This window comes from Prevotella sp., from assembly GCF_036570325.1.
GTDB lineage: Bacteria > Bacteroidota > Bacteroidia > Bacteroidales > Bacteroidaceae > Prevotella.
Genome location: NZ_DATCYK010000062.1, coordinates 1 through 2,714, shown reverse-complemented (window position 1 = coordinate 2,714; position 2,714 = coordinate 1). Strand labels below are relative to the sequence as shown.

General features: G+C 47.7%; 3 protein-coding genes. 2 read left to right on the top strand and 1 reads right to left on the bottom strand.

What is annotated here, in order from left to right:
• The coding region (locus tag VIR50_RS07735) for a M3 family metallopeptidase (RefSeq protein WP_331934570.1) at positions 1–1,118 on the bottom strand (1,118 nt) is incomplete at its 3' end.
• 604 nt (positions 1,119–1,722) lie between these two features.
• On the opposite strand from VIR50_RS07735, the gene VIR50_RS07730 reads away from it, so the two are divergent.
• Both VIR50_RS07730 and VIR50_RS07725 read left to right on the top strand, forming a co-directional pair.
• Positions 1,723–2,190 (top strand): HYC_CC_PP family protein, encoded by a 468-nt coding sequence (locus tag VIR50_RS07730; protein ID WP_331934569.1) that lies wholly within the window; start codon positions 1,723–1,725, stop codon positions 2,188–2,190.
• A gap of 171 nt (positions 2,191–2,361) precedes the next feature.
• Positions 2,362–2,714, top strand: a 353-nt coding sequence (locus tag VIR50_RS07725; protein WP_331934568.1) for an efflux RND transporter permease subunit, incomplete at its 3' end; no start/stop codon positions are given.

The window sequence follows — 2,714 nt, the reverse complement described above, 5'->3', positions numbered from 1 at the left end:
TTCTTCATCTGTGCGGAGAAGTAGAAACGGTCGTAAGGCTGAAGCACGAAATCGCTGCCCATCTTCTCACGGGCAAAGGCTTCGATGGCGTGAGTCTCGGCCTGCGACTTGGGCAGATAGGCCTTGATAAGGTTCTTCAGGAAGCTGTAGACATTGTCAGTTGTCTGTGCCATCGTTTTGCTCAACGAGTAAGAAGCGTAGTTCTTATAGCCCATCAGCTCAGCCTTCTCGGCTCTCAGTTTGGCTATTTCGGCCACGATGGGGAATGTGTTGAACGCTCCCGTACCATCGGCCCTATGGATTGAAGCCTCAAAAATCTTCTTTCTCAAGTCTCGGTTCTCCAAGTTGGCCAAGATGGCTTGCTGTGTCGTGTTAACGATAACGACACAGTAGGGGGCTTTACCGCCCAAATTCTCCGCGTCTTTCTTGCATTGCGCGATGTCGGCGGCGCTCAGTCCTTTCAGGTCTTCCTCCTTATCTACCCACACTACGGCGTGGTTCGTGGCGTCGGGAAGCGTGATGTTCCACTGTTGTTGCAGGTCGGCTATGCGCTTGTTGATGGCTTCCATGCGGGCTTTCTTCTCGTTAGAGAGCAGCGCACCCGACCTTACGAAGCCTTTGTACACCTCTTCCAAGAGTTTCTTGTCCTCACCTTTCAGCTTGTTAAGCTCATGATCGTACACGTATTTTATGCGTTGAAAGAGTCGGGGATTAAATGTAAGCTCATTGTCGTAATCGGTCAATAGGGGCATGGCTACCTTCTGCGTGGCCGCTATGCCGGGAGTGCGATGGGCACTGGTAAGGCCGAAGAATACGCTCGATACACGATCGAGCAATACTCCGCTCTTTTCGTAGGCCAAAACAGTATTGGCAAAGGTGGGCTTTTGCTTGTTATTGACAATTCGTTTGATTTCTTGTCGCTGCTGCTCAATGCCCTTTTTCAAGGCCGGCAGGTAGTCGTCTTCTTGTATCAGTTTAAAATTGGGTGCGCCGAAGGGCAATGTGCTGCGGGTAAGCAGTGGGTTGATACGAGTGCCTTTGGGCGGTGCGGCTGTCGTCAACAGTACAGACGAGGCCAGCCCGGCTGTCAGTAATGTCTTTTTGATTTGATGTTTCATATTTTAAAAATGTATTAAGTCCGTGTAAAAACTGCCCGTATTAAGTATTCCGAGCGGTTTACGCTAACGATTGTTATATGTGTTTAATGAATTGTTCTCACCTTATGATATTGGCCGGTGAGGCTCGTTGCTTTCCACGATGTGGAACCATAACTCTCGCAAATTTAGCGAAATTCTCTGAAATTGAAAGCTAATCGCCTTAAAAAGTTACGTTTTTTACGTTTTAAGGCTGTAGTGCATAGCCGTACGAACAGCGTTTGCTATCTGATGGAAAAACTTTTTAAGCTGTCTTCGGACGTAGCTGTTCAGGGATGGAAAAACGTGTTTGCTCGTTTGAAAGACAGATTTGTAGAAGATAGATAAGACTTTGTGAATCAATGAGATAATGGGAATTGCTTGAGCAAATATACCATACATAAAATCCATGTCGGCTTTTAGCCAAGGTGAAAGCAGCCCTTTGAGCGCCTCATAGCAGGCTTTTGACCGTCTCATAGTGGCCTTTCGGTGTGCTCAAAGGGCTGCTATGATTTTTGTATTTAATCCCTTCACGGCTTATAGATTGACGTTTTCAAACTATAATTCTGTTATAAAAAGTGTTTAATGTTTGGATATTTCTGACTATTCCATTAATTTTGCGGTTCCTATGAAGCGATGGATAACCCTATTGATGACCCTGCTTTTCCTGATCAGTACGTCGGGAGTAAGCGTTCACGCTCACTACTGCGGTGGTGAAATGGTCAGCATGACGGTTAACGGACTGGGCTTTACGACGGCCGAGGGAATGATGATGGGCGACGATTGTCAGGGCGATGACGGTTGTCCGGCTTGCCAAGACGTGATGCAACATCATCAAGTGGAGACCCATTTCGCCCAAGGTCAGTCGGTCAGTGTTTATCCGTTGCTTGCGGGTGCCGACTGGTTTCACGGTGCCTTGGCCATTTTTTGTCCTTATTTTGACGTGATACCTGCGGAGGAGGGCAGTGCTGACAGCGCGTTTGCGTATGTCAATAACTATTTGAGCTGTGCTTACCTTCCGCATAGCGGGTTAAGAGCGCCTCCGTTCCGAAGCTGATTTTAGTGTTTCGGAAACACATTTTGGTGTAAAATTCTATCAACTTTATTTTGCCGAGAGCCGTGGGCTTTCGGTCTGCGAGTGGCTGTTGCGAGGCGGTAGGAAGGCTTTTTCTTCTCTCGGCTTGGCCCTATCAGTTGGCTACTTGCTGTATTTCAGTTAAAACATTCAATGAAAAGGATTATTGAATACTTCTTGCGCAACCGTATGATTACGGCTTTTGCGCTCATCTTTATCATCCTTGGTGGTTTGGCCACAGCCCCCTTTAATTGGCATGGTGGTTTGATTCCACGCAGTCCGGTGGCTGTTGACGCCATTCCCGACATCGGTGATAACCAGCAAATTATAGCCACCGACTGGATGGGACGCTCACCCAAGGACATTCAAGAGCAGGTAACTTATCCCTTGACGACAGCCCTGCTGGGCATTCCCGGCGTCAAGACCATCAGGTCGTCCTCCATGTTCGGCATGTCGTTTATCTATATTATTTTCAATGACGACGTGGAGTTCTATTGGAGCCGGTC